The sequence below is a fragment of the Sedimentitalea arenosa genome, assembly GCF_016428585.1.
Classification (GTDB): Bacteria; Pseudomonadota; Alphaproteobacteria; order Rhodobacterales; family Rhodobacteraceae; genus Sedimentitalea; species Sedimentitalea arenosa.
Genome location: NZ_JAELVR010000011.1, coordinates 57,657 through 81,249, shown reverse-complemented (window position 1 = coordinate 81,249; position 23,593 = coordinate 57,657). Strand labels below are relative to the sequence as shown.

At 66.0% G+C, this 23,593-nt stretch carries 30 protein-coding genes; 15 read left to right on the top strand and 15 right to left on the bottom strand.

The features are described 5' to 3' along the window. Nucleotides 1–179: 179 nt before the first annotated feature. The 5 genes from JF290_RS15830 to JF290_RS15810 all read left to right on the top strand — a co-directional run bounded on the left by JF290_RS15830 (nucleotide 180) and on the right by JF290_RS15810 (nucleotide 4,098). Nucleotides 180–398, top strand: a complete 219-nt coding sequence (locus JF290_RS15830; protein WP_199025870.1) for a hypothetical protein — start codon at nucleotides 180–182, stop codon at nucleotides 396–398. Next, the gene (locus JF290_RS15825) at nucleotides 337–1,056 is read left to right on the top strand and encodes a helix-turn-helix transcriptional regulator (protein WP_199025869.1); all 720 of its coding nucleotides are present in this window, start codon (nucleotides 337–339) and stop codon (nucleotides 1,054–1,056) included. Before JF290_RS15830 ends, JF290_RS15825 begins: the two co-directional genes overlap by 62 nt. An 82-nt stretch (nucleotides 1,057–1,138) precedes the next feature. Next, entirely contained in the window at nucleotides 1,139–1,774 is a 636-nt protein-coding gene (locus JF290_RS15820) for an acyl-homoserine-lactone synthase (protein ID WP_199025868.1), read from the top strand. Between the two features lie 60 nt (nucleotides 1,775–1,834). Next, nucleotides 1,835–3,364, top strand: a complete 1,530-nt coding sequence (locus tag JF290_RS15815; RefSeq protein ID WP_199025867.1) for an ATP-dependent DNA helicase — start codon at nucleotides 1,835–1,837, stop codon at nucleotides 3,362–3,364. Further along, nucleotides 3,361–4,098: an SDR family oxidoreductase gene (locus tag JF290_RS15810; protein WP_199025866.1), complete on the top strand. Its 738-nt coding sequence runs from the start codon at nucleotides 3,361–3,363 to the stop codon at nucleotides 4,096–4,098. The genes JF290_RS15815 and JF290_RS15810 overlap by 4 nt, the downstream gene beginning before the upstream one ends. 2 nt (nucleotides 4,099–4,100) lie before the next feature. Here JF290_RS15810 and JF290_RS15805 read toward each other — a convergent pair whose 3' ends face one another. The 13 genes from JF290_RS15805 to JF290_RS15745 all read right to left on the bottom strand — a co-directional run bounded on the left by JF290_RS15805 (nucleotide 4,101) and on the right by JF290_RS15745 (nucleotide 14,663). Then, on the bottom strand, nucleotides 4,101–4,859 hold the full coding sequence (locus tag JF290_RS15805) for a TIGR02186 family protein (protein WP_199025865.1): 759 nt from the start codon (nucleotides 4,857–4,859) through the stop codon (nucleotides 4,101–4,103). Nucleotides 4,860–4,861: 2 nt separating this feature from the next. Next, nucleotides 4,862–5,782 carry a sulfite exporter TauE/SafE family protein gene (locus JF290_RS15800; RefSeq protein ID WP_199025864.1) on the bottom strand — a complete coding sequence of 307 codons (921 nt, stop codon included), beginning with the start codon at nucleotides 5,780–5,782 and terminating at the stop codon, nucleotides 4,862–4,864. An 88-nt stretch (nucleotides 5,783–5,870) separates the two neighbouring features. Further along, nucleotides 5,871–6,836, bottom strand: a complete 966-nt coding sequence (locus JF290_RS15795; RefSeq protein WP_199025863.1) for an ABC transporter permease — start codon at nucleotides 6,834–6,836, stop codon at nucleotides 5,871–5,873. Beyond that, nucleotides 6,836–8,005, bottom strand: coding sequence for an ABC transporter permease (locus JF290_RS15790; protein WP_199025862.1), 1,170 nt, complete (start codon nucleotides 8,003–8,005; stop codon nucleotides 6,836–6,838). The genes JF290_RS15795 and JF290_RS15790 overlap by 1 nt, the downstream gene beginning before the upstream one ends. A gap of 1 nt (nucleotide 8,006) precedes the next feature. After that, nucleotides 8,007–9,536, bottom strand: a complete 1,530-nt coding sequence (locus JF290_RS15785) for an ABC transporter ATP-binding protein (protein WP_199025861.1) — start codon at nucleotides 9,534–9,536, stop codon at nucleotides 8,007–8,009. Between the two features lie 9 nt (nucleotides 9,537–9,545). Next, entirely contained in the window at nucleotides 9,546–9,836 is a 291-nt protein-coding gene (locus tag JF290_RS15780; RefSeq protein ID WP_199025860.1) for a hypothetical protein, read from the bottom strand. A 64-nt stretch (nucleotides 9,837–9,900) separates the two neighbouring features. Beyond that, nucleotides 9,901–10,899, bottom strand: coding sequence for a BMP family lipoprotein (locus JF290_RS15775; RefSeq protein ID WP_199025859.1), 999 nt, complete (start codon nucleotides 10,897–10,899; stop codon nucleotides 9,901–9,903). 158 nt (nucleotides 10,900–11,057) lie between these two features. After that, nucleotides 11,058–11,456: a GNAT family N-acetyltransferase gene (locus tag JF290_RS15770; protein WP_199025858.1), complete on the bottom strand. Its 399-nt coding sequence runs from the start codon at nucleotides 11,454–11,456 to the stop codon at nucleotides 11,058–11,060. Between the two features lie 14 nt (nucleotides 11,457–11,470). Then, nucleotides 11,471–12,055 carry a tRNA (adenosine(37)-N6)-threonylcarbamoyltransferase complex dimerization subunit type 1 TsaB gene (gene tsaB, locus JF290_RS15765; protein WP_199025857.1) on the bottom strand — a complete coding sequence of 195 codons (585 nt, stop codon included), beginning with the start codon at nucleotides 12,053–12,055 and terminating at the stop codon, nucleotides 11,471–11,473. Further along, the gene (locus JF290_RS15760) at nucleotides 12,045–12,608 is read right to left on the bottom strand and encodes a NifU family protein (protein ID WP_199025856.1); all 564 of its coding nucleotides are present in this window, start codon (nucleotides 12,606–12,608) and stop codon (nucleotides 12,045–12,047) included. Before JF290_RS15760 ends, tsaB begins: the two co-directional genes overlap by 11 nt. Before the next feature lie 69 nt (nucleotides 12,609–12,677). Beyond that, nucleotides 12,678–13,277, bottom strand: a complete 600-nt coding sequence (locus tag JF290_RS15755; protein WP_199025855.1) for a 2-hydroxychromene-2-carboxylate isomerase — start codon at nucleotides 13,275–13,277, stop codon at nucleotides 12,678–12,680. A gap of 1 nt (nucleotide 13,278) precedes the next feature. Beyond that, nucleotides 13,279–13,734 (bottom strand): universal stress protein, encoded by a 456-nt coding sequence (locus tag JF290_RS15750; RefSeq protein ID WP_199025854.1) that lies wholly within the window; start codon nucleotides 13,732–13,734, stop codon nucleotides 13,279–13,281. 59 nt (nucleotides 13,735–13,793) lie between these two features. Continuing rightward, complete coding sequence (locus JF290_RS15745; RefSeq protein WP_199025853.1) at nucleotides 13,794–14,663, bottom strand: branched-chain amino acid aminotransferase; 870 nt, start codon at nucleotides 14,661–14,663, stop codon at nucleotides 13,794–13,796. Between the two features lie 198 nt (nucleotides 14,664–14,861). Between JF290_RS15745 and JF290_RS15740 the strand changes: the two genes are divergently transcribed. From JF290_RS15740 to rplQ, 9 genes are all read left to right on the top strand, one after another. Next, nucleotides 14,862–15,299 (top strand): GFA family protein, encoded by a 438-nt coding sequence (locus JF290_RS15740; protein WP_199025852.1) that lies wholly within the window; start codon nucleotides 14,862–14,864, stop codon nucleotides 15,297–15,299. Between the two features lie 369 nt (nucleotides 15,300–15,668). Further along, entirely contained in the window at nucleotides 15,669–16,142 is a 474-nt protein-coding gene (rplO, locus tag JF290_RS15735) for a 50S ribosomal protein L15 (protein WP_199025851.1), read from the top strand. 110 nt (nucleotides 16,143–16,252) lie between these two features. After that, nucleotides 16,253–17,620: a preprotein translocase subunit SecY gene (gene secY / locus JF290_RS15730; RefSeq protein WP_199025850.1), complete on the top strand. Its 1,368-nt coding sequence runs from the start codon at nucleotides 16,253–16,255 to the stop codon at nucleotides 17,618–17,620. Beyond that, nucleotides 17,617–18,258: an adenylate kinase gene (locus tag JF290_RS15725; protein WP_199025849.1), complete on the top strand. Its 642-nt coding sequence runs from the start codon at nucleotides 17,617–17,619 to the stop codon at nucleotides 18,256–18,258. The genes secY and JF290_RS15725 overlap by 4 nt, the downstream gene beginning before the upstream one ends. A 73-nt stretch (nucleotides 18,259–18,331) precedes the next feature. Then, complete coding sequence (locus JF290_RS15720; RefSeq protein ID WP_199025848.1) at nucleotides 18,332–18,682, top strand: alpha/beta hydrolase; 351 nt, start codon at nucleotides 18,332–18,334, stop codon at nucleotides 18,680–18,682. Between the two features lie 159 nt (nucleotides 18,683–18,841). Then, a complete protein-coding gene (rpsM, locus tag JF290_RS15715; RefSeq protein ID WP_199025847.1) occupies nucleotides 18,842–19,210 on the top strand; it encodes a 30S ribosomal protein S13 in 369 nt (122 codons plus the stop codon). A 15-nt stretch (nucleotides 19,211–19,225) separates the two neighbouring features. After that, the gene (rpsK, locus tag JF290_RS15710; RefSeq protein ID WP_199025846.1) at nucleotides 19,226–19,615 is read left to right on the top strand and encodes a 30S ribosomal protein S11; all 390 of its coding nucleotides are present in this window, start codon (nucleotides 19,226–19,228) and stop codon (nucleotides 19,613–19,615) included. A gap of 114 nt (nucleotides 19,616–19,729) precedes the next feature. Beyond that, nucleotides 19,730–20,746 (top strand): DNA-directed RNA polymerase subunit alpha, encoded by a 1,017-nt coding sequence (locus tag JF290_RS15705; RefSeq protein ID WP_199025845.1) that lies wholly within the window; start codon nucleotides 19,730–19,732, stop codon nucleotides 20,744–20,746. Between the two features lie 151 nt (nucleotides 20,747–20,897). Continuing rightward, nucleotides 20,898–21,317: a 50S ribosomal protein L17 gene (gene rplQ / locus JF290_RS15700; RefSeq protein ID WP_199025844.1), complete on the top strand. Its 420-nt coding sequence runs from the start codon at nucleotides 20,898–20,900 to the stop codon at nucleotides 21,315–21,317. A 94-nt stretch (nucleotides 21,318–21,411) separates the two neighbouring features. Here rplQ and JF290_RS15695 read toward each other — a convergent pair whose 3' ends face one another. Both JF290_RS15695 and JF290_RS15690 read right to left on the bottom strand, forming a co-directional pair. Continuing rightward, nucleotides 21,412–21,873, bottom strand: coding sequence for a host attachment family protein (locus tag JF290_RS15695; RefSeq protein WP_199025843.1), 462 nt, complete (start codon nucleotides 21,871–21,873; stop codon nucleotides 21,412–21,414). Next, nucleotides 21,870–22,079 (bottom strand): hypothetical protein, encoded by a 210-nt coding sequence (locus JF290_RS15690; RefSeq protein ID WP_199025842.1) that lies wholly within the window; start codon nucleotides 22,077–22,079, stop codon nucleotides 21,870–21,872. The genes JF290_RS15695 and JF290_RS15690 overlap by 4 nt, the downstream gene beginning before the upstream one ends. 132 nt (nucleotides 22,080–22,211) lie before the next feature. Between JF290_RS15690 and JF290_RS15685 the strand changes: the two genes are divergently transcribed. Continuing rightward, nucleotides 22,212–23,591, top strand: coding sequence for a trypsin-like peptidase domain-containing protein (locus tag JF290_RS15685; RefSeq protein ID WP_199025841.1), 1,380 nt, complete (start codon nucleotides 22,212–22,214; stop codon nucleotides 23,589–23,591). The last annotated feature ends 2 nt before the right edge of the window (nucleotides 23,592–23,593 follow it).

The window sequence follows — 23,593 nt, the reverse complement described above, 5'->3', positions numbered from 1 at the left end:
CCGCGAATCGCTCACCGGCGTCGCGGGTGTCGTCGTGTTTGGAGCGGTCCTTTCGGGATCAGTGGCTTGCAAAATCCGCCCTCGCTGTTTCTGGGGAGTTGAAAGCGGCGAATTTCCTAACAAATCGGCTCGTGCTAAAGTTGTGTTAATCTTTCGTTAACTACTGTGAGACGATTCTGATGACGCACAATGACTGGATACTGGACGTTCTCGCGGACCTCAAATCATTTGCCTCGGCAAATGGCCTGGGGGCCTTGGCCGAACAGCTCGATGACACCAAGCTGATCGCGGCTGCAGAAATCGCGTCCCAGAACGAAAAGGCGCAGGCGCGTTTAAATGGTGAACACGGTCAACTTGAACCAGATCTTGGAGGACTTGGACGCCACCAGCGCGCTTGAGGAACTGCAGGGAATTACCGAGGCCCTGCGCGACGCGTTCAGTGTTGACCACATCGTCTATCATTGGGTCGACAGCGCAGGCGACCAATATGGCTGCGGCACCTATTCCGACGAATGGCGCGACCGCTATCTGGAGCTCAACTATCACCGAATCGACCCCGTCATCGCCGGATGCTTCCAGAGATTTCATCCGGTGGACTGGAAACGGCTCGACTGGTCTTCGAAAGCCTCACGGCACTTTTTCGGCGAGGCCCTCAAATACGGGGTCGGAAACCAGGGCTTCTCGATTCCGATTCGCGGACCGAACGGGCAGTTCGCCCTTTTCACGGTCAGCCACAATTGCGACGACGCCACGTGGGAGGCATTCACAGAGGAACACAGCCGCGACCTGATTCTCATCGCGCATTACTTCAATCGAAAGGCCCTGGAATTCGAGCCCAACCGGCAACCTGAACAATCCCGAGCGCTGTCCCCGCGCGAAGTGGATGCGATGACGTTGCTGGCCATGGGCTACAGTAGGGCACAGGTCGCCGAGACGCTTTCGATCTCCGAACACACGTTGCGAGTTTATATAGAAAGCGCCCGATTCAAGCTCGGTGCGCTCAACACAACCCACGCGGTCGCCCGTGCGATGAGCCGCGGGTTAATCGTGGTTTGATGAACCGCGCGCGCCGCTGACGCGGTATTAACCTTCTTTGTCCTACGTTTGTTCTCATGCAGGACGACAAGGGGACATGCTCATGCTGCGCTACATCTACGCAAACGACCTTCACAATCACCCGAAACTGGCCCGGACCATGTTCGAGGACCGCGCCGACCAGTTCAAGACGCGCCTCGGCTGGGATGTCGATGTCGACGCCAACGGCCAGGAACGCGATCAGTATGACCGGCTCAACCCGCTCTACGTGATCTGGGAGAACGCGGATGGCAGCCATGGCGGCTCGATGCGTTTCCTGCCGACCACCGGCCCGGTGATGGTCAACGATGTATTCGGCCACCTGACCGGTGCCGTGATTTCGAGCGCGCTGATCTGGGAGTGCACCCGCTTCTGCCTGTCACGCAACGCGGCCTCCAACGTGGCCGCGGCCCTGATGCTCGCCGGTGGCGAAATCATGACCGGCTTCGGCATCCGTCATTTCGTCGGCGTGTTCGACGCCCGCATGGTGCGCATCTACCGCCTGATCGGATCGTCGCCCGAAGTTCTGGGCAGCGAAGGCGAAGGGCGCGACAAGATCAGCGTCGGCCTTTGGGAATTCACGCCCGAAGCCAAGGCGACCATCGCCCGCCGCGCGGGGATTTCGCCCGAACTGTCGCGCCTCTGGTTCGACCGCGCCTTTGGTGCGGGCGCGCGGCCGCAGGTCGCCCTGTCGGCCTGATCAGACACCGGGGCGCTTTCCCGACTGGCGAAGCCATGGGCGCGACTGTAGGGTCGCGCCATGACCGACCAACCCGTCACCCTGTCCGAGGACCAGGCCGCTGCCCATGACAGCGTCACCGAGATGCTGCGCGGCGCGGGCATCGACCTCGACGACGGCCTGCTGCTGCCGCCGCGCGAGGCGGGTGCAGGGGTCGCGGCGCTGATCGGCAAGGCCGGCTCGGGCAAGACGCTGCTGCTGGCGGAATTCTACAGGAACCTCAAGGCCGCGGGTGTCGACATCGTCTCGGGCGACTACGAGGGCCGCCGCCGCAAGGACCGCCGGACGCTGGCGATCCTCGCCCCGACCAACAAGGCGGCGAGCGTCCTGCGCCTGCGCGGGGTGCCGGCGACGACGATCCACCGCATCCTCTATACACCGGTCTATGACCCGGAATACGAGCGCATTGCCGAATGGTTGGCCGGCAATGGTGAACGGCCCGTGATCGAGGGGTTGACCGAACAGGCGCTGGATCGCGCTGCGGCCTTCTATGCCTCCAACAGTTCGATCCCCGGAGCGCTCGCCGCAGCCGGCCTGCGCGGCTCGGATTTCATCACCGGCTGGAAACGGCGCGAAGATCCGCTCGACATCGGCTTTGTCGACGAGGCGTCGATGCTCGACGACCGGCAGTTCGAGGACCTGAAAGAGATCTTTCCCACGCTCCTTCTGTTCGGCGACCCGGCACAGCTTGCGCCGGTCAACCAGTCCGGCAGCATGGTGTTCGACGGGCTGCCCAAGGCCCGCAAGCTCGAACTCAGCCGCATCCACCGGCAGGAGGCCGACAACCCGATCCTGGATCTCGCCCACGCTCTGGCGGACCCGCAACTCGAGTTCCACGATTTCGAACGCATGGTCGAGGAGACCGCCCGTCGTGACGACAGGGTGGTCTGGGGCCAGCGTGTCGAGGTCGACCTGATGGCGCGCAGCCCGGTTCTGGTCTGGCGCAACGCCACGCGCATCCGGTTGATCAACGCCTTCCGGTCGGTCCATGGCGCGCCCGAGGATGCGCTGCTGGAGGGCGAGCCACTGGTCTGCGACGGCATCGAACTGCCCCTGAAACACCGCAAGAAACGGCTCGATCTCGAGGCGCGCGGTCTCATCAAGGGGGCGCAGGTCGTCTATCTCGGCCCCGGCAACAAGCCGGGATTCTCGCGGCTTCACGTGATCGGCGCCGAAGACCCGCAGGTCAGCGCAGCCTCGATCGTCAAGATCGAGAAGCCCGACGAGGAGGAGCCGTTCATTCCCTACGCCGCCCGCATGGGTGCGACCTTCCTGCACGGCGCGGCGGTCACGATCCACAAGGCGCAGGGCTCGCAATGGGAAACGGTGCAGGTCTTTGCCCCCGATCTTTTCGTCGCGGCGCGCATGGGCCGGGTCGAGGCCGGCCAACCGCTGTGGAAACGCCTTGCCTACGTGGCGATCACGCGGGCGCAGGACCGGTTGATCTGGGTCGTGCGCAACCGCCTGGCGCGGCCGACCCGTCCACTGCAGGTCGACGACCTGCGCCGCCCGGCGCCCGCTCCCCTCACCCTTGAAGCGGAGACCCCATGAAAACCATCCTCATCACCGGGGCGAGTTCGGGCATCGGCCTCGCCACCGCCGAAACCTTCCTGCAGGCAGGCTGGCATGTCGGCGCGCTGGCCCGCCGCGCGGCGCCGCTCCAGACCCTGGCCGACAGCTACCCCGACCAGGTCGAGCCTCTGGTGGCCGACGTCACCGACGCAACGGCGCTTCCGGCGGCCTTCGACAGCTTCGTCGGCAAAACCGGGCGGCTCGACGTGCTGTTCAACAATGCCGGCATCTTCACCCCGCAGGGCAACATCGACGAGATCGAGATCGATGACTGGCTGCGCGCCGTGAACGTCAACCTGACCGGCATGTTCCTCGCCGCCCGCGCGGCCTTCGCCGCCATGCGGGCGCAGCGGCCGCAGGGTGGGCGGATCATCAACAACGGCTCCATCGCCGCTCATGTGCCGCGCCCGGGCTCGGTGCCCTACACGGCCACGAAACACGCGATCACCGGCCTGACCCGCAGCCTGTCGCTGGACGGGCGTCCCTTCGACATCGCCTGCGGGCAGATCGACATCGGCAACGCGCTGACCCCGATGGTGCAGAGCCTGAACGACCGGGCGCTCGCCGAGAACCCCGACGCCGACCTGCAGCCCGTGATGGAGGTGCGGGACGCGGCGAACTCGGTGCTGCACATGGCCAGCCTGCCGCTCTCGGCCAATGTCCAGTTCATGACGGTGATGGCGACCAAGATGCCCTATATCGGGCGCGGCTGAACCTAGTTCCGCAACAGGCGGAACGCGGCGGAGGCGCCCCAGCCAGCGGCGATGGCGATGGCCAGCGACATCAGCCCGTACAGCATCGGCTGTTCGCGCGACATGCCAAACAGCCAGCGCTCCAGCCCGACCTTCCGCACGTCGATCGAGGTCTGGTAGCTCGACACGACCTGCCCGCCGCGGGTCAGGTAGATGCGGGTGATGTAATCGCCCTCGGTCAGATTGGCCGGCATCCGGATCGCGGTGCGGAACAGCGTCTGCTGGTCCAGCGCCACCTGGCCTTCCAGCATCTGGTAGAGCCCGTTGTCACGCCGGATGCGGATGATCGCGGCGGTGAAACTGGCCGAATCCTTGACCGAATCCGGCGCGCCCACCGACCGGATCGCCCGGTCGATCGTGATCCTGTGGCGCAGGTCCTCGGTGTTGCTCAACACCTCGTTCATCGGCGCGGTGGTCGCCACCGCGTAAAAGCTCGGCGCGCGGTCGACCTCGACCGCGTCGGTGTTGACCCAGATGCCGAACCATCTGTCCTTGCGCCGCACCATAACCGGGCGCGACGGGCCCGCCACGGTGATCACCACTTCCAGCGGTTCGCCGGCCGGGATCGGGCGCTCGCGCTTGACCGCGCCGAAAATCAGGATCTCCGAGCCGTCGAAACTGGTGGTGATCGCCACCTGGTCGCTGCTCAGGCCCAGCACGACCTCCTCGGCCATGGCCAGTCCCGGCAGAAGCATCAGCAGGGCGAGGAGGAAGGCGCGCATGCTCAATGCCCGCCCGGCGCGCCGAGCGAGTAAAGCTCGCCGGGCTGCAGCAACAGGTCCAGCGCCAGCTTGCCGCAGACCGCCAGCACCATCAACGCCAGCAGGATGCGCAGCTGTTCCGCCTTCATCCGAACGCCGATCACGGTGCCGATCTGCGCGCCGACCACGCCGCCGACCAGCAACAGCACCGCAAGCACGATGTCGACCGTGTAGTTGGTGGTCGCGTGCAGCATCGTGGTGAAGGCGGTGACGAAGATGATCTGGAACAGCGAGGTACCGACGACCACCTTGGTCGGCATGCCCAGGATATAGATCATCGCGGGCACCATGATGAAACCGCCGCCGACCCCCATGATCGCGGCCAGGATGCCGACCAGAACACCCACGACGAGCGGCGGGATGACCGAGATGTAGAGCCCCGAGGTGCGGAACCGCATCTTGAAGGGCAGCACATGCACCCAGGTCCGCTGCCGCCGTGCGACGGGCGCGCCGCCCGGCTTGCGCGACTTGCGGATCGCGTTCAGGCTCTCGACGAACATCAGCGCGCCGACCACGCCCAGGAACACGACATAGCAAAGCCGCACCAGAAGATCGACCTGGCCGATGCTCTTGAGGTAGTTGAACACCACGACGCCCAGCGCGGCGCCGACGAGGCCGCCGACCAGCAGCACCGTGCCCATCTTCAGATCGACCGTCTTGCGCCTGAAATGCGCCAGCACGCCGGAAAAGGACGAGGCGACGATCTGGTTCGCCTCGGTGGCGACAGCGACCGCCGGCGGAATGCCGATGAAGAACAGCAGCGGCGTCATCAGGAAGCCACCGCCGACCCCGAACATGCCCGACAGGATGCCCACCATCCCACCAAGGCCGAGCAGAAGGAAGGCGTTGACCGAAACCTCGGCTATGGGAAGGTAGATCTGCATGGTCCTTGTTAGACCGCCGGATCGACGGAAATCAACAGATCATGCCGCTCGGTGGCCCTCAGGACCGATCACAAACCTCAGACTGGCCTTACCGCTCCTTGACGTAGGGCTCGCCACCTGCCCGCGGCGGGATCGCCTTGCCGACGAAGCCGGCCAGGATCACCACCGTCAGGATATAGGGCAGGGCGTCCATCACCTGCACCGGGATCACGATCCCGCCGAGGTCGATGTTCTGATAGCGCAGCGCCACCGCCTGCAGGAAGCCGAACAGCAGACAGGCATACATCGCATGCCAGGGCCGCCACTTGGCGAAGATCAGCGCCGCCAGCGCGATGAAGCCGCGCCCCGCGGTCATGTCCTTGACGAAGCCCGCCTGCAGAGCCGTGGCCAGATAGGCGCCGGCGATGCCGCAGAGCACGCCGCAGATCGCCACCGCCGCATAGCGCAAGCCCACCACCGAAACCCCCGCCGTGTCCACCGCGGCCGGGTTCTCGCCCACCGCGCGCAGGCGCAGGCCGAAGCGGGTGCGGAACAGCACCCACCAGGTCAGCGGCACCGCCGCGAAGGCCAGGTAGACCAGGATCGAATGCCCCGACAGCAGCTCGGAATAGATCGGGCCGAGGATCGGAACGCCCGACAGCGCCTCGGCGAAGGGCAGGGTGATCGGCTCGAACCGCGCCCCGCCCATCAGCGACGGCGTGCGCCCGCCCTGGCTGAACCAGTCCTGCGCGATCAGCACCGTCATGCCGGCCGCCAGGAAGTTGATCGCCACGCCCGAGATCAGTTGATTGCCGCGAAAGGTGATCGAGGCCAGCCCGTGCAGCCCGGCCAGCACCAGCGAGGCCGCGATCCCCGCCAGCAGGCCCAGCCAGACCGATCCGGTCACCGCGGCCACGGCGGCGGAAAAGAAGGCCGCGGCGAGCATCTTGCCTTCCAGCCCGATGTCGAAAATGCCCGCGCGCTCGGAATACAGCCCGGCGAGGCAGGCCAGCAGCAACGGCGTCGCCAGCCGGATCGTGCTGTCCAGCACCTGGATCAGCGTCAGGAAATCCATCACGGTTCCTCCCGGCCGTCTTTGCGCTCGACCGAGGGCGGATGCGTCGGTGCGGGCAGCGGGGCGGGCTGTGCCGCGCCCTGACGACGCCCCATCGCCAGGAACAGACGCTCGAGCGGCATCCGCACCATGTTGTCCAGCGCGCCCGTGAACAGGATCACCAGCGCCTGGATCACCACGATCAGCTCGCGCGGGATGGTCGTCCACAGCGCCAGCTCCGCGCCGCCCTGGTAGAGAAAGCCGAACAGGATCGCCGCCAGGAACACGCCGAACGGATGACTGCGCCCCATCAGCGCCACCGCGATACCGATGAACCCGGCCCCCTCGGTGGCGTTCATGACCAGACGCTCGGCCTCGCCCATCACGTTGTTGATCGCCATCATGCCCGCAAGCCCGCCCGAGACCAGCATCGCGACCATGGTGATCCGCACCGCCGAGATCCCGGCATAAAGCGCCCCGGTTTCCGAATGGCCATAGGCGCGGATCTCATAGCCCAGGCGGGTGCGCCAGATCAGCAGCCAGACAAAGATGCAGGCGCCGATCGCCACCAGCAGGCTGATATTGGCCGGCGCCGCCTTCGAGAACTCGATACCGACAGGGGCCAGCATCTCGTGCAGGGTGGGCAGGTGGACCGCGTCTGGAAACCGCGCACTGGCCGGATCCTGCGAGCCCTGCGGCCGCATCAGGTTGACCAGCACATAGTTCAGCACCGCCGCGGCGATGAAGTTGAACATGATCGTGGTGATGACGATATGGCTGCCGCGCCTGGCCTGCAGCCAGGCCGGGATCGCCGCCCAGGCCGCCCCGAACAGCGCCGCCGCCAGCGTCGCGGCGATCAGCGCCAGCGACCAGTGCGGCCAGGGCACGTAAAGGCAGGCGATGGCGACGCCGAGCCCTCCCAGCATCGCCTGGCCCTCGCCGCCGATGTTGAACAGCCGGGCGTGAAAGGCGACCGACACGGCCAGCCCGGTGAACATGAAATTGGTCGCGTAATAGAGCGTGTAGCCCCAGCCATAGGTCGATCCCAGCGCGCCCTGCACCATAAGCTTGACGGCGGCGACCGGGTCCTCGCCGATCCCGATGATGACGAGCGCGGACAGGATCGCCGCCAGGATCAGGCTGATCAGCGGGATCAGGACGACATCGGCCCATTTCGGCATCACGTCCATCTCAGGCGGCCTCCCCGGCGACCCCGGCCATCAGCAGGCCCAGTTCGGTTTCGTCGGTGGCGTCCGGCATCCGCTCGCCCATGATGTGACCGTCGAACATCACCGCGATCCGGTCGGCGAGCCCGAAGATCTCCTCCAGCTCGACGCTGACCAGCAGGATCGCCTTGCCCTCGTCGCGCAGCGCCACGATCTGCTTGTGGATGAACTCGATCGCGCCGATATCGACGCCGCGCGTCGGCTGCCCGACCAGCAGCAGGTCCGGGTTGCGCTCGATCTCGCGCGCCACGACGATCTTCTGCTGGTTGCCGCCGCTGAAGTTCTTCGCCGGCAGCCAGGGGTCGGCGGGGCGCACGTCGAACTTGGCGATCTTCGCCTCGGTGTCCGCGCGCAGCGCGTGGTTGTTCATCAGCAGCCCGCTGCTGTAGCGCGCATCCCGGTGATAGCCGAAGGCGACGTTCTCCCAGGCGTGGAAGTCCATGATCAGCCCCTCGCGCTGCCGGTCCTCGGGCACGTGGGCGATGTGTGCCGCGCGGCGCGCCTGCGCGTCCGATCCCGGCCCCGACAGGGCCAGCGGCATGCCGTTCAGGCGGATCGTTCCGGTGCCCGGCCGCATCCCGCCCAGAACTTCCAGCAATTCGGACTGCCCGTTCCCGGCCACCCCGGCGATGCCCAGGATCTCGCCCGCGCGCACGGTCAGGTCGATGCCCTTTACGCGCTCGACGCCCTTTTCGTCCACCACCCGCAGGTTCTCGATCTCGAGCACCGGTTGGCCCGGCGTCGCGGGCGCCTTGTCCACGCGCAGCAATACCTTGCGCCCGACCATCAGCTCGGCCAGGTGCTCCGGGCTGGTTTCGCTGGTCTTGACCGTCGCGGTCATCTCGCCGCGCCGCATCACGCTGACGGTGTCGGTCGTATCCATGATCTCGCGCAGCTTGTGGGTGATCAGGATGATCGTCTTGCCCTCTTCGCGCAGCCTGTGCAGGATGCGGAACAGCTGGTCCGCTTCGGCGGGCGTCAGAACCCCGGTGGGCTCGTCCAGGATCAGGATGTCCGCCTGCCGATACAGCGCCTTCAGGATCTCGACCCGCTGCTGCTTGCCAACACCGATATCCTGAATCAGCGCGTCCGGATCGACGTTCAGTCCGTATTCCTCGGCCAGGTCCAGCAGGCTGGCCCGCGCCTTGGCGAGGCTCGGCTTCAGAAGCCGCCCGTCCTCGGCCCCCAGCACGACATTCTCCAGCACGGTGAAATTCTCCACCAGCTTGAAGTGCTGGAACACCATGCCGATCCCCGCGGCGATGGCGGCCTGGCTGTCGGGAATCTCCGTCTTTTGACCGGAAATGAAGATCTCGCCCGCATCCGCCTTGTAAAAGCCGTACAGGATGCTCATCAGGGTGGACTTGCCCGCCCCGTTCTCGCCGATGATGCCGTGGATCGTGCCCGGCATCACCCGGATCGAGATGTCCTTGTTGGCCTGCACCGGGCCAAAGGCCTTCGAGATGCCCTTGAGTTCAATCGCCGGGGACGTCACAGCATTACCTTACACTTTCCGACAAACGACTTTGGCAACATCGGCAGCCGGAAGGTCTTGAAAAATCGCGCCGAGCTCCGTTGTTGCAGTCGTTACACCGAGAGGTTTGTCATCCTGGTCAAAGGCGACACATTGGTAATACTGACCGGGCTGGCCGATGAATTCCGTTTTGGCTGATCCGAACATCTCAACCGTTCGGACAATCACAACGTCACCGTCAGCCTGAAACTCGATGACCTGACTGCCGGCCGCGGACGCGAACCCTAAAAGCAAGGCGGATATTGCAAGCAAATTGCGCATCTTAGCCCCCACGGCAATCCAGCCAGATCCTTGCGCACCTGGCTGAAGAGTGTTGCTGCATCACCTAGAAGCTCAGAGCCGGGCAGCTGTCGTTGGCGTAGTAGCTGACCACTTCGATCTCGCCGTCGATGATCTTCTGGCGCGCCTCGTCCACGGCGGCCTTCATCTCGTCGCTGACCAGCGGCGCGTTGTTGTCGTCCAGCGCATAGCCGACGCCGTTCTCGGCCAGGCCCAGGGTAAAGACGCCGGTCTCGACGTTCTCGCCCGCCTTCAGCGCGTCATAGACGGCCACGTCCACCCGCTTGAGCATCGAGGTCAGCACCTGGCCCGGATGCAGGTGGTTCTGGTTGCTGTCCACGCCGATCGACAGGATGCCCTCGTCGGCGGCGGTCTGCAGCACGCCCACGCCGGTGCCGCCGGCGGCGGCATAGATCACGTCGGCGCCCTGGCTGATCTGCGCCTTGGTCAGTTCGCTGCCCTTCACCGGGTCGTTCCAGGCGGCCGGGGTGGTGCCGGTCATGTTGGCGATCACGGTGATGTCCGGGTTGACCGCCTTGGCACCCTGCGCATAGCCGCAGCCGAAATGGCGGATCAGCGGGATGTCCATGCCGCCGATGAAGCCGACCGTGCCGGAGTCGGACGCCATCGCCGCCATCATCCCGACCAGGTACGAGCCTTCGTGCTCGGCAAAGCCGATCTGGCGAATGTTCGGTGATTCAAGCCAGGTCACGTCGATCGCGACGAATTTCGTGTCCGGGTAATCCGGCGCCACCGACGACAGCGGATCGGCCATGGCAAAGCCCATGGTGATCACCGGGTTCGACCCGGCCTCGGCGAAGCGGCGCAGCGCCTGCTCGCGCTGGGCTTCCGATTGCAGTTCAATCTCGCGGAACGAGCCGCCGGTTTCCTCGACCCAGCGCTGCGCCCCGTTGAAGGCCGCCTCGTTGAAGGACTTGTCGAACTTGCCGCCGAGGTCGAAGATCAGCGCCGGTTCGGCCAGCGCGGCGCCCGTGGTCAGGGCCAGGCCCGCGGCCGCGCCCGTCAGAGTCTTCATCAATGTCATGTGTCGTCTCCCGGTTGGTTTTGTGTCTCAGGCCGCCAGGTTCCCGGTCGGCCCGGTCCGGCGCGCATGTCGGCCGTGATGCCCAGAATAAGGCCGCAGAGCCCGCACAGGGTCAACCGCTTTCTGCCCGCGGCAACCGCGGAGTCGCGCCGCTGCCGTCAGGTCAGCGCGCGTGCCATCACGATCGCGTCGACCGCCGCGCTCCCGGCGCGCGGGTAATAGCCCTTGCGCCGTCCCTCGACGGCGAATCCGCATGTCTTGTAGAGCGCCAGCGCCGCCACGTTGTCCGCCGCGACCTCGAGGAACGCGCGGTCCGCGCCCGTCGCGCGGGCGCGCGCCTGCCACGCCTCCATCCGGGCCCGCGCCAGCCCTTGCCGCCGCGCGTCGGGGCGGGTGGCGATGGTCAGCAGTTCGGCCTCGTCCGCGATCACCCGGATCAACGCAAAGCTCCGTGCATCGCCGATTGCATGGCAATGGGGCTGGGCCAGCAGCGCCGCGAATTCCGCCTCGCTCCAGGGCCGCGCCTCGGCGAAGGCCGCCGCGTGGGTTTCGGCCATCTGGGCGGGCGTCATCAATCCAGCAGCACCGGGGGCGCGTCCCGCGAGGGGGCCGCATCTGCGGCCCGCGCATAGAGCGGTGCGGGCGGTGCCGTCACGTCGCGCCAGCGTTCGGCCGCGATCCGGGCGATGGCCTCGGCCAGCCCGGCGGGGCTGGGCTCGGCCAACACGTCGCCCGCCTCGGTGCGATCGACGAGGCGGGGCACGGCGTCGGGCGCGGCCGCGTCGCACAGATAAAGTTGGTCGCGCGGGGCCGGGATGCCGACCGTCGCGCCCGGCGCCAGACGCGCGCGCGCCGCGCAGCCGGTCACGCCGACCGCCGGAATGCCAAGCCCCAGCGCCAGCCCGCGCGCCGCCGAGACGCCGATGCGGATACCGGTGAAATTGCCCGGGCCGACGCCGACACCGATCGCGGTCAGGTCGGCCCACTCGATGCCCGCCTCGGCCAGCACGTCCTCCAGCAGCGGCATCAGCCGTTCGGCCTGCCCCCGGGTCATCGGCTCCAGCCGCTCGGTCAGAAGCCGCTCGCCCGACAGCAAAGCGGCCGCGCAATGCGCGGCCGATGTGTCAAAGCCCAGAACCAGGTGTTCAGACGGCAACCGGGCGTACCTCGGTCACCTCGGGAATGTAGTGGCGCAGCAGGTTCTCGATGCCCATCTTTAGCGTCAGGGTCGAGGAGGGGCAGCCCGCGCAGGCGCCCTGCATGTGCAGGTAGACCACGCCGCGATCAAAACCGTGAAAGGTGATGTCGCCACCGTCCTGCGCCACGGCGGGGCGCACGCGACTGTCCAGCAACTCCTTGATCTGACCGACGATTTCGGCATCCTCGCCGCTGTGCTCGGCATGGCCCGACGCGGCGGTGTGCCCGTCGTCCATCACCGGCTGGCCGGACTGGTAATGCTCCATCACCGCGCCCAGGATCGAGGGCTTGATATGGTCCCAATCGACCGAGTCGGCCTTGGTCACGGTCACGAAATCGTTGCCGAAGAACACGCCCGTCACGCCTTCGACCGCGAAGATGCGCTTGGCCAGCGGCGACTTGCCGGCGGTGTCGGCACTCGGGAAATCGGCCGTTCCCACCTCCAGCACGGTCTGGCCGGGCAGGAATTTCAGCGTCGCGGGGTTCGGCGTGGATTCGGTCTGGATGAACATGGCGTATCTCCGATTGATTACGTCAGGATATGCGCCCGCGCGTCGCCCGAGTCAAGGTTTGGAACGATTCTAATCTTTGTCCGCGCGCGCCGCCGCCAGCGCCATGTCGAGCCGGTCATCGCCCCAGTATATGGCCGTGCCCAGGGTAAAGCTCGGCGCGCCGAACAGCCCCAGCGCCTGTGCCGCCTCGGTCTGCGCGCGCAAGGCCGCCTTGCGCGCCGGATCGTCGGCTGCGGCCAGCAGCGACTCGGGCAGAGCGGCCCGCGCCAGGCACGCGGCGATGGTCGCGTCCTGTGCGATGTCGGCCCCCTCGCCGAACTGCGCCGCGAACACCGCGCGGCAGAACGCCGGCCCCGCGTCGTGCTCCAGCGCCGCCAGCGCCACCCGTGCCGCGCGCAGGCCGTTCTGCGGAAAGCCGGGCGGTTGCACCAGCGGCAGGCCCCGCGCCGCGCACAGCCGCGCCATGTCCTCCCACATGTAGCGGCCCTTGGCGGGGAACAGGTTGAACGGCGAGGTGGTCCAGCCCTGCGCCGCGAAGATCGGCCCCAGCAGGAAGGGCCGCCATGTCACCGTGACGCCCGCATCCCGTGCGGCGTCCCCGATCCGCATCGCCGACAGATAGGAATAGGTCGATGCGAAATCGAACCAGAAATCGATCCGCGCCGCCATCTCAGGTGATCGCTTCCAGCTTTTCCTTGCTCAGGTCGCCCGGCACGATGGTGATCGGGATCGGCAGCGACCCGGCGGACCGGCTGAGCTGCGTCACCAGCGGCCCGGGCCCCTTGTTGTCGGTGCCGGCGCCCAGCACCAGCACGCCGATATCGGGGTCTTCCTTGATCTGCGCGATAATCTCGGGCACCGCCTCGCCCTCGCGGATCACCAGCTCGGGATCGACACCCTGCTTGTCGCGCATCCACTTGGCGAAGACCTCGAAATGCGCGTGGATCCGCTCCCGCGCCTCCTCGCGCATCACCTCGCCGACGCCGATCCAGTGGTTGAACTCGTCCGGCGGGATCACCGACAGGATCGCGACCCCGCCGCCGGTCTTGGCCGCGCGCATCGCGGCGAACCGCATCGCGTTCAGACATTCGCGGCTGTCGTCCAGAACGACCAGAAACTTGCGCATATCGGCTCCACCCCCGTTTCGCCGCGATCTTGCCGCAGCCCGGGTCCGCTGGCAATCGCTTAGCGCGCGGCGTCGCTGGCGGCCCAGTCCCAGTACATCTCGCGCAGCCGCCGGGTGACCGGGCCGACCTGGTATTGCGTGTCGTCGAACGCGGTGACCGGGGTGATCTTTGACATGTTGCCCGACATGAACACCTCGTCCGCACCGGCGAAATCCTCGAAGCTCAGCACGGTCTCGTGCACCGCGGTCCCGTCCGCCTCGAGGTTGGCGATGTGACGCGCGCGGGTGATCCCGGCCAGAAAGGTGCCGTTGGGAATCGGGGTGAAGACCTCGCCATCCTTCACCATGAAGATGTTGGCGGTGGCGGTCTCGGCCACGTTGCCCATCGCATCCGCGACCAGCGCGTTGCTGAATCCCTTGCGGCGCGCCTCGACCAGCATCCGCGCGTTGTTGGGATAGAGACAGCCGGCCTTGGCGTTGACCACCGCATCCTCCAGCACCGGGCGGCGGAACCGGGTGCGTGTCAGCGTCGCGCTGGCGGTCGGCGGCGCCAGCGGAATCTCCTCGAGGCAGATCGCGAAGCCGGTCTTGTCCGCATTCGGCACAATCGCGGTCATGTCGCCGTCGATGCCCCAGTACATCGGGCGGATGTAGATGGCGGCATCCTTGGGATAGGCCGCCAGCCCCTCATGCACCAGCGCGACCATGTCCTCGGTGCTGACCGTCGGCGTCACCATCAGCGCCTCGGCCGAGCGGTTGACCCGCGCGCAATGCTTGTCGAGGTCGGGGGTCATGCCGTCGACGCTGCGCGCCCCGTCGAACACCCCGCTGCCCAGCCAGGCGCCGTGATCGGCCGCCGACATGATCGGCACGTCGCCATCATGCCAGGTGCCGTTGAAATAGGTGCGGATATTGCTGCCGGTCGCCATGTCTGAAGGTCCTCCCTGCCGCGAGACTAGGCGCGACTAGGTCAGGCGTCCAGACCTGTTCCGCACCAGAGCGCGACTCTGCCGCGCCCGCCACCGCCTGCAACACAGACCCATGTCTAGCTTGGCAGACGGGTCCGGATCGGCCCTAATGCCATGGTCGGCACCGCCGCCGACACCAATCAAGAACGGGAGGACGTCATGTCACACAGCTTTTCCGGAGGTTGTGACCATGTGCACACGCACGCCGATCACGACCCGATCGACAACCACACCTGCCATTGCTCCGTCTGCAAGAGCGTGACGGGCCAGCCCACGACCCATGTCGCCTTCTTCAGGCATGATGATCTCGAGGTGGACCACCCCGAGAAGCTGAACCGCCAGCCGTTCAACGCCAACAACCCGGACGGCCCGCTCGAACTCTGCACATGTGCGGACTGCGGCACCCCGATCATGCTCGACGACAAGCAGAACCGCATCAGGGTGATCGTACCCAACCTCATGGGATACGATCCCTCCTTCCCCGACACGACCTACCACGCCTTCTACGACCCGGCGACCGGCGTCCCGCGCCCCGACGACGGCAAGCCCGTGCACGAGGCCCTGCGCCCCGATTTCGTCTGGCCGCAGGGGCACTAGGCCGGACTGATCCGCCCGGCGCTGCCCCGCAATCCTGACAGGCGGCACCGGGCCATTCTGCTTGAACGTCCATGCCGGGCGTCTGGCCCGCCTGCGTCAAGGCGGTCCAAAGCCGGCGTGGCTGCCCCGGCCCGGGTTGCGTGGCTCCCGACCGTCCGGGTCGCTTGTGGCAGGGATCGCGCCCGCCGACCTTCGGACGGACGGGCGCGATCTGCCGCCCGCTCCGGTCCACATCCCCGCTTGAACCGCCGCCCATCCTCGCCTATACGCCCCCGGTGGACCTGACGGGTCCGCACGACTCACCGTATGAAACGCCGCGTTCGGCCGCTCCCGTCGCTGGGGGCCGCATCCGGCCAAAGGAGAAGCGACATGAAACTGCATGAACTGCGCGACAACGAAGGCGCCACCAAGAAACGCAAGCGGGTCGGCCGCGGTCCGGGGTCCGGCACCGGCAAGACCGCCGGGCGCGGCATCAAGGGTCAGAAATCCCGTTCGGGCGTTGCGATCAATGGCTACGAAGGCGGCCAGATGCCGCTCTACCAGCGCCTGCCCAAGCGTGGCTTCAACAAGCCCAACCGCAAGTCCTTTGCGGTCGTGAACCTGGGGCTGATCCAGAAATTCATCGACGGCGGCAAGCTCGACGCGGGCCAGCCGATCACCGAGGACGCGCTCGTCGCCTCCGGTCTGGTGCGCCGCAAGCTCGATGGCGTGCGCGTGCTCGCCAAGGGCGATGTCACCAGCAAGATCACGCTGGAAGTCACCGGCGCCTCCAAGTCGGCCGTCGAGGCGGTCGAGAAAGCGGGCGGCGCACTGACGGTCACAACCGCGACCGCAGCAGAATAAGCGGGTTGTGAGCGGCGTGCAGGCCGCTTACATAACCCTCAGTTTTCCCATGACGCCGCCCGAGCCGGAAAACGGTTTCGGGCGGTGCTCGCATGAAAGAGACCCCATTCATGGTATCAGCAGCAGAACAGATGGCCGCGAACACCAGCTGGTCGGCGCTTGGCAAGGCGACCGACCTGCGCAATCGCATCCTGTTCACCCTCGGCCTTCTCATCGTCTATCGCCTCGGCACATTCATCCCGGTTCCGGGCATCGACGGCGCCGCCCTGCGCGAATTCATGGAGCAGGCGGGCCAGGGCATCGGCGGCATGGTCAGCATGTTCACCGGCGGCGCGCTGGGCCGGATGGGGATCTTCGCGCTGGGCATCATGCCCTATATCAGCGCCTCGATCATCGTGCAGCTGCTGACCTCGATGGTGCCCTCGCTCGAACAGCTCAAGAAAGAGGGCGAGCAGGGCCGCAAGAAGATCAACCAGTACACCCGCTACGGCACGGTGGCGCTGGCCACGGTGCAGGCCTACGGGCTCGCGGTGTCGCTCGAGGCGGGCGATCTCGCCACCGATCCGGGCATGTTCTTCCGCATCGCCTGCATGATCACGCTGGTCGGCGGCACCATGTTCCTGATGTGGCTGGGTGAGCAGATCACCGCGCGCGGCATCGGCAACGGCATCAGCCTCATCATCTTCGTCGGCATCATCGCCGAAGTGCCCGCCGCGCTGGCGCAGTTCTTCGCGAGCGGACGCTCCGGCGCCGTCAGCCCGGCGGTGATCGTGGGCGTCATCCTCATGGTGATCGTCACCATCACCTTCGTCGTGTTCATGGAACGCGCTCTGAGGAAGATCCACATCCAGTATCCGCGCCGCCAGGTCGGCATGAAGGTCTATGACGGCGGCTCCAGCCACCTGCCGGTCAAGGTCAACCCGGCCGGCGTCATCCCCGCGATCTTCGCCTCCTCGCTGCTGCTCCTGCCGGTCACCATCTCGACCTTCAGCCAGGGCACCACGTCGGGCCCGGTGATGTCGTGGCTGCTGGCCAATTTCGGCCCCGGACAGCCGCTCTACCTGCTGTTCTTCACCACGATGATCGTGTTCTTCGCCTATTTCTACACTTTCAACGTGGCGTTCAAACCCGATGACGTGGCCGACAACCTGAAGAACCAGAACGGCTTCATCCCGGGCATCCGTCCCGGCAAGAAGACGGCGGAATACCTCGAATACGTGGTCAACCGCGTGCTCGTACTCGGCTCCGGCTACCTGGCGCTGGTCTGCCTGCTGCCCGAGATCCTGCGCGGCCAGTTTGCCATCCCGTTCTATTTCGGCGGCACCTCGGTGCTGATCGTCGTGAGCGTCACGATGGACACGATCCAGCAGGCCCAGAGCCACCTCCTGGCGCACCAGTACGAGGGCCTGATCGAGAAATCCCAACTGCGCGGCAAGTCCGGCAAGAAGCGGGGCAAGCGGACCCCGGCGCGCCGATGAACCTGATCCTGCTGGGACCGCCGGGCGCCGGCAAGGGCACGCAGGCCCGTCACCTCGTCGACTCCCGCGGCATGGTGCAGCTCTCCACCGGAGACATGCTGCGCGAGGCCAAGGACAGCGGCACCGAGATGGGCAAGCGCGTCGCCGAAGTCATGGCCCGCGGCGAGCTCGTCACCGACGAGATCGTGATCGGCCTGATCCGCGAGAAGCTCGAACAGGGCGCGCCGGGCGGCTTCATCTTCGACGGGTTCCCCCGGACGTTGGCCCAGGCCGACGCGCTCGACGACCTGCTCGCCAGCACCGGCCAGACGCTCGACGCCGTGATCGCGATGGAGGTCGACGACGACGAGCTGGTGCAGCGCATCACCGCCCGCTCGACCTGCGGCGCCTGCGGCGAGGTCTATAACGACCTGACCAAACCGATCCCCGCCGATGGCAAGTGCACCGCCTGCGGCGGCACCGAGTTCAAGCGCCGCGCCGACGACAACGAAGAGTCGCTGCGCACGCGTCTGATGGAATACTACAAGAAGACGTCGCCGCTGTTGGGCTACTACCATGCCAAGGGCAAGCTTTCGACGGTGAACGGCCTGGGCGAGATCGCCGAGGTCCAGAACGCGATCGCGGCGGTTCTCGACTGACGGAGTGACCGCGTCGTGAAACGCCACGGTCGCCGTCGATCCGGCTCTGCCGCTGGCGGTCAAGCCCGGCGGGTTGGGCGGCCTGACCAACTCGGCGCTGCTCGTGAACCTGGGCGCCCCCGACAGCATCGCCCCCGGCATGCGCGCCGACACGCTGGCGGCGACCGGTGCGCAGGTGCGCTATGTCAGCCTTCCCGACACCTATCATTTCGCTTTTCTCGCGGAATGCAGCCCGCTCGGCTGGGCGGTGATCGCGCTTGCCGGGGATGACAACATCAGCGCCGATCACGGCACCCGCGACCGGGCGGAGGTGCATGCGGAGCTCACCGAAATCATCGGCGGATTCCTTCAGGGCCGGCTGTTTCCCCGACGATCCGGTCGGGCTGCGCCGCAAGGGCTTGACGTCACCGGCAAACCGCCATAACCACCCCCATCCCGGAAGGGAATCATTTGCATGTGCAGGATTCGCTCCTGCCGCATGACCACCTCGAAAATGTCGGACCCACTGGCGACACTGCCACGGTCGGGCGTTGTGAAAAAAGGACCTGGGATCACGGGTCCGCAACGAAAAGGAAAGTGACACGTGGCACGTATTGCCGGCGTTAATATCCCGACTGCCAAGCGGGTTCCCATCGCTCTCACCTACATCACCGGAATCGGCAACGCGACCGCCAAGTCGATCTGCGACGCGGTCGGTATCGACCAGTCCCGCCGGGTCAACGAACTCAGCGACAGCGAAGTGCTGCAGATCCGCGAGTTCATCGACGCCAACCTGAGCGTCGAAGGCGACCTGCGCCGTGAAACCCAGATGAACATCAAGCGCCTGATGGACCTCGGCTGCTACCGCGGCCTGCGTCACCGCCGCAACCTGCCGGTTCGCGGTCAGCGCACCCACACCAACGCTCGCACCCGCAAAGGCCCCGCAAAGGCCATTGCCGGCAAGAAGAAATAAGGGAGGGCTGACATCATGGCACGTGAAAAGCGCGTAGCGAAGAAGAAGGTCCGCAAGAACATCGCCGCCGGTGTGGCGCATGTGAACAGCTCCTTCAACAACACCAAGATCCTAATCTCGGACGTGCAGGGCAACGCGATCGCGTGGTCCTCCGCCGGCACCATGGGCTTCAAGGGATCGCGCAAGTCGACCCCCTATGCCGCGCAGATGGCCGCCGAAGATGCCGGCAAGAAGGCCCAGGAACACGGCGTCAAGACGCTCGAAGTCGAAGTGCAGGGCCCCGGCTCCGGCCGCGAGAGCGCATTGCGCGCCCTGGCCGCTGTCGGCTTCAACATCACGTCGATCCGCGACGTGACGCCGATGGCACATAACGGCTGCCGCCCGCCAAAGCGCCGCCGCGTCTGATCCGACTTACCATTGCTGGGGCTGCGCCATTTCGCGCGGCCCCACTACGTCATTCTGAAACCTCGGGCGCACGCATTTTCTCGGACATGGATGCGGGCAGGAATGGAGGGACACATGATCCACAAGAATTGGGCAGAGCTGATCAAGCCGACCCAGCTTGACGTCAAGCCGGGCAACGACCCGGCCCGTCAGGCGACCGTCGTCGCCGAACCGCTCGAGCGCGGCTTCGGCCTGACGCTGGGCAACGCGCTGCGCCGCATCCTGATGAGCAGCCTGCAAGGCGCCGCCATCACCAGCGTGCAGATCGACAACGTGCTGCATGAATTCTCCTCGGTCGCCGGTGTGCGCGAGGACGTGACCGACATCATCCTGAACCTCAAGGGCGTCAGCCTGCGCATGGATGTCGAAGGCCCCAAGCGGCTGTCGATCCACGCAAAGGGTCCTGCGGTCGTCACCGCAGGTGACATCAGCGAAAGCTCGGGCATCGAGATCCTCAACCGCGACCACGTGATCTGCCACCTCGACGACGGCGCCGACCTGTTCATGGAACTCACCGTGAACACCGGCAAGGGCTACGTCTCGGCCGAAAAGAACAAGCCCGAGGACGCGCCCATCGGCCTGATCCCGATCGATGCGATCTACTCGCCGGTCAAGCGCGTCTCCTACGACGTGCAGCCGACCCGCGAAGGCCAGGTGCTGGACTATGACAAGCTGACCATGAAGATCGACACCGACGGTTCGCTGACGCCGGATGACGCCGTGGCCTTCGCCGCGCGCATCCTGCAGGACCAGCTGTCGATCTTCGTCAACTTCGACGAGCCCGAGGCCGCTGGCCGCCAGGACGACGATGACGGTCTCGAGTTCAACCCGCTTCTGCTCAAGAAGGTGGACGAACTGGAACTGTCGGTGCGGTCCGCGAACTGCCTGAAGAACGACAACATCGTCTATATCGGCGACCTGATCCAGAAGACCGAAGCCGAGATGCTCCGCACCCCGAACTTCGGCCGCAAGTCGCTCAACGAGATCAAGGAAGTGCTGTCCGGAATGGGCCTGCATCTCGGCATGGATGTCGAGGACTGGCCGCCCGACAACATCGAGGATCTCGCCAAGAAATTCGAGGACGCGTTCTAAGGGCGTACCCTCGTATGCACGCGGTATGCACGGCGTATGTACGCCCTGCACACCGCATTTTCGGGCGATCTCGCCCCAAGGAGAGTTCCTGACACGCATCGGGAACCGGACAAAGCAAAACCGCCCGTAGAGGGCATAAGGAGATAGAAAAATGCGTCACGCACGTGGATACCGCCGGCTCAACCGGACACATGAACACCGCAAGGCCCTGTTTTCCAACATGGCCGGTTCGCTGATCGAACACGAACAGATCAAGACCACCCTGCCCAAGGCCAAGGAACTGCGCCCGATCATCGAAAAGCTGATCACGCTCGCCAAGCGCGGTGACCTGCACGCCCGCCGCCAGGCCGCGTCCAAGCTGAAGGAAGAGAAGGACGTCGCCAAGCTGTTCGACGTTCTCGGCCCGCGCTACAAGGACCGTCAGGGCGGCTATGTCCGTGTTTTGAAAGCCGGATTCCGCTATGGCGACATGGCGCCGATGGCGATCATCGAATTCGTCGACCGCGACCGCGACGCCAAGGGCGCCGCCGACAAGGCCCGCCTCGAAGCGGCCGAGGCCGCCGAGGACTGATCCTCGCAAGCGCGCGCATCGACGCCAGGACAAACGGCGCCGCGATATCCTCGCGGCGCCGTTTTTGCGTTGTCCGGTTGACGTCTGCCGTGCCTCAAGCGGCGTCCAGCTCCTGTTTCACCAGTTTCTCGATGTCGCGCACGGTGTGATTGGTGAGTGTTTTCGGTACTTCGGCCACGACGCGCGCCAGAACTTCCTTGTGCATGTCCTGCCGCAGGTTGCCCAGAACCTCCGGCGAAGCGACCAGAACGACCCGGTCAAATTCGCCCGCATAAGCTTTTTTGTAAAGGATATCAGACAGATCAGCGGCAAACCGTTCCTTGGCCAACTGGTGCCAGTCGGTATCCTCCATTGCCGATTTCTGCCCCGGACCGGTGTCCTGCTTGCGTCCCGGCCGGTTGGCCGATTGGGCTTGGTCCGACGGGTTGTCCTGTGTTTCGGACCCGATGATCTCGAGGTTCGGATCAGCATGATCGGTCAGGTTGCGCAGGAACAGCGCCTTCTCGCTGTCGGTTACCACGACCCATGTGTCCCGTGTCAATTTCGCCTTGCTCATGACGCGTCTCCCTGCGAGCGCCGGTCGGACCCGCGCACGCGGGTCGCGCCCGGTCGGTCCTGTTCGGCACGTTTCAGCAGGTCGCGGGTCCCGACTGCACGTTCGAGGTTGCCGCCGGAACGGCCTTGCTGCGCGGGTGTCTGGTCCCCGTCCAGATACTCTCGGGTTTCACGGACTCCATCGGTGGAGCGTTGACGTTCCGCCATCTCGATCTCCTTTGCTTGGATGTACCACCTCAACGGGCGGGGCAGGTGAAAGTTCCGCCGCTTGCACTTGCCCCCTGCCGCTTGCATTCTGCGCGGCGCCGCGCCAATCAGGGCCAATCCCGGAGGATTTCCATGCTCATTCGTCTGTATCTCGTCGCGCTCCTGCTGGCTTCGCCGCTTTCGGCAGAAACCCGCGTGCCGCAGAGTCAGGCCGAGATCGCGCTCAGCTTCGTTCCCCTCGTGCAGGAAGCCGCACCCGCCGTGGTCAACATCTATGCCCGCCGGGTCATCCAGGCGCAGCGCACGCCCTTCATGAACGATCCCTTCTTCGAGGATTTCTTTCGCGGTTTCGGCACACCGCAGCCGCGGGTCCAGAACTCGCTCGGGTCAGGCGTCATCCTGTCTCCGGACGGTATTGTCGTGTCCAATTATCACGTGGTCGGCACCGCGACCGAGATCAACGTCGTCCTGACCGATCGACGCGAATACAACGCCCGCGTATTGCTGGGGGACGAGGAAGCGGACCTTGCGATCCTGCAGCTCGAAGGGGCCGAGGACCTGCCGTTTCTGTCCTTGCGCAATTCCGATCAGGTCCAGGTCGGCGAACTGGTGCTCGCCATCGGAAACCCGTTCGGCATCGGGCAGACCGTGACCAGCGGCATCGTCTCGGGCCTGGCGCGGTCGGGGGCGGCGACGGGGCAGGCGCGCGGCTATTTCATTCAGACCGACGCGGCGATCAACCCGGGCAATTCCGGCGGTGCGCTGATCGATGTGAACGGTGCGCTGGTCGGCATCAACACCTCGATCCTCAGCCGCTCGGGTGGCTCGAACGGCATCGGGTTCGCCATCCCCGCCAACCTCGTGGCCGAATTCGTCAAGCAGGCGCGCGAAGGCCGCGAGTTGTTCGAGCGGCCCTGGGCAGGCATGTCGGGCCAGCCGGTCAACTCCGATCTGGCCGAGTCGCTCGGCCTCTCGGTGCCTGACGGCATCGTGATATCCGACCTGCACCCGGCCAGCCCTTTCGCCAAGGCCGGCATGGGCGTGGGGGATGTCATCACCCATGTCGACGGGCAGCCGGTGAATTCGCCGCAGGAGATGATCTTCCGCATGACCGTGGCGGGCATCGATAACGCCGCCCGCGTCACCTGGATGCGCGACGCCGAAGAGGCCGAAAGCGAGGTCGCCATGATCGCCGCGCCGGACGAGCCACCGGCCGAGGAAACACGGCTCGGCCAGGGCACCGTGGTGCCCGAACTGATCGTTGCGCGGGCCAACCCCGCGGTGATCGCGCGTTTCGGCCTGCCGCTCGCCACCGAGGGCGTGATCGTCACCGATCCCGGCCCGCTCGGCCGCCGGGTCGGGGTTCAGACGGGCGACGTGATCCAGCAGATCAACGGTGACACGATGACCCGCAGCGCCGACGTGGTGCGCGCGCTCACGCGGCCCGGACGCAGCCTGCGGCTCGACCTGCTGCGCCGCGGCCAGCGGCTCAGCCTGCGCTTCCGGCTCTGAGC

Excerpts from the sequence above, each read along its gene's own strand:
- JF290_RS15705 (WP_199025845.1), top strand. The coding sequence starts at position 19,730 with ATGATCCACAAGAATTGGGCAGAGCTGATCAAGCCGACCCAGCTTGAC.
- JF290_RS15745 (WP_199025853.1), bottom strand. The coding sequence starts at position 14,663 with ATGGCGACCGGCAGCAATATCCGCACCTATTTCAACGGCACCTGGCAT.
- JF290_RS15825 (WP_199025869.1), top strand. The coding sequence starts at position 337 with ATGGTGAACACGGTCAACTTGAACCAGATCTTGGAGGACTTGGACGCC.
- rpsK (WP_199025846.1), top strand. The coding sequence starts at position 19,226 with ATGGCACGTGAAAAGCGCGTAGCGAAGAAGAAGGTCCGCAAGAACATC.
- JF290_RS15820 (WP_199025868.1), top strand. The coding sequence starts at position 1,139 with ATGCTGCGCTACATCTACGCAAACGACCTTCACAATCACCCGAAACTG.
- JF290_RS15800 (WP_199025864.1), bottom strand. The coding sequence starts at position 5,782 with ATGCAGATCTACCTTCCCATAGCCGAGGTTTCGGTCAACGCCTTCCTT.
- JF290_RS15740 (WP_199025852.1), top strand. The coding sequence starts at position 14,862 with ATGTCACACAGCTTTTCCGGAGGTTGTGACCATGTGCACACGCACGCC.
- JF290_RS15690 (WP_199025842.1), bottom strand. The coding sequence starts at position 22,079 with ATGGCGGAACGTCAACGCTCCACCGATGGAGTCCGTGAAACCCGAGAG.
- rplO (WP_199025851.1), top strand. The coding sequence starts at position 15,669 with ATGAAACTGCATGAACTGCGCGACAACGAAGGCGCCACCAAGAAACGC.
- JF290_RS15780 (WP_199025860.1), bottom strand. The coding sequence starts at position 9,836 with ATGCGCAATTTGCTTGCAATATCCGCCTTGCTTTTAGGGTTCGCGTCC.
- JF290_RS15775 (WP_199025859.1), bottom strand. The coding sequence starts at position 10,899 with ATGACATTGATGAAGACTCTGACGGGCGCGGCCGCGGGCCTGGCCCTG.
- JF290_RS15810 (WP_199025866.1), top strand. The coding sequence starts at position 3,361 with ATGAAAACCATCCTCATCACCGGGGCGAGTTCGGGCATCGGCCTCGCC.
- JF290_RS15760 (WP_199025856.1), bottom strand. The coding sequence starts at position 12,608 with ATGTTCATCCAGACCGAATCCACGCCGAACCCCGCGACGCTGAAATTC.
- JF290_RS15805 (WP_199025865.1), bottom strand. The coding sequence starts at position 4,859 with ATGCGCGCCTTCCTCCTCGCCCTGCTGATGCTTCTGCCGGGACTGGCC.
- JF290_RS15695 (WP_199025843.1), bottom strand. The coding sequence starts at position 21,873 with ATGAGCAAGGCGAAATTGACACGGGACACATGGGTCGTGGTAACCGAC.
- JF290_RS15725 (WP_199025849.1), top strand. The coding sequence starts at position 17,617 with ATGAACCTGATCCTGCTGGGACCGCCGGGCGCCGGCAAGGGCACGCAG.
- JF290_RS15750 (WP_199025854.1), bottom strand. The coding sequence starts at position 13,734 with ATGCGCAAGTTTCTGGTCGTTCTGGACGACAGCCGCGAATGTCTGAAC.
- JF290_RS15755 (WP_199025855.1), bottom strand. The coding sequence starts at position 13,277 with ATGGCGGCGCGGATCGATTTCTGGTTCGATTTCGCATCGACCTATTCC.
- JF290_RS15795 (WP_199025863.1), bottom strand. The coding sequence starts at position 6,836 with ATGGATTTCCTGACGCTGATCCAGGTGCTGGACAGCACGATCCGGCTG.
- JF290_RS15685 (WP_199025841.1), top strand. The coding sequence starts at position 22,212 with ATGCTCATTCGTCTGTATCTCGTCGCGCTCCTGCTGGCTTCGCCGCTT.
- JF290_RS15770 (WP_199025858.1), bottom strand. The coding sequence starts at position 11,456 with ATGGCCGAAACCCACGCGGCGGCCTTCGCCGAGGCGCGGCCCTGGAGC.
- JF290_RS15830 (WP_199025870.1), top strand. The coding sequence starts at position 180 with ATGACGCACAATGACTGGATACTGGACGTTCTCGCGGACCTCAAATCA.
- JF290_RS15790 (WP_199025862.1), bottom strand. The coding sequence starts at position 8,005 with ATGGACGTGATGCCGAAATGGGCCGATGTCGTCCTGATCCCGCTGATC.
- JF290_RS15815 (WP_199025867.1), top strand. The coding sequence starts at position 1,835 with ATGACCGACCAACCCGTCACCCTGTCCGAGGACCAGGCCGCTGCCCAT.
- rplQ (WP_199025844.1), top strand. The coding sequence starts at position 20,898 with ATGCGTCACGCACGTGGATACCGCCGGCTCAACCGGACACATGAACAC.
- secY (WP_199025850.1), top strand. The coding sequence starts at position 16,253 with ATGGTATCAGCAGCAGAACAGATGGCCGCGAACACCAGCTGGTCGGCG.